The following is a 203-nucleotide window of genomic DNA, read 5'->3' as shown; positions in this document are numbered from 1 at the left end:
TCCCCTGGTCTGTCTCTACACACCCTATGTATTCAGATGTGAGTGACTGCGTATTACCACAGCCGGGTTTCCCCATTCGGACACCCCCGGATCAAAGCTTGCTTACAGCTCCCCGAGGCAGTTTCGTTGTTCGCCACGTCCTTCATCGACTCCTAGCGCCTAGGCATCCTCCGTGTGCTCTTAGTAGCTTAACCATCATGCTC

General features: G+C 54.2%; 1 rRNA gene. It reads right to left on the bottom strand.

Annotated features, from left to right (window positions below):
* Nucleotides 1-194: ribosomal RNA gene (locus PGLA_RS26455) — 23S ribosomal RNA — on the bottom strand; the annotation flags it as partial.
* Between the last annotated feature and the right edge of the window lie 9 nt (nt 195-203).

It is taken from the genome of Paenibacillus glacialis, from assembly GCF_001637205.1.
Lineage (GTDB): Bacteria > Bacillota > Bacilli > Paenibacillales > Paenibacillaceae > Paenibacillus_AQ > Paenibacillus_AQ glacialis.
The sequence above is the reverse complement of the archived record's forward strand: the minus strand, read 5'-3'. Positions and strand labels throughout refer to the sequence as shown.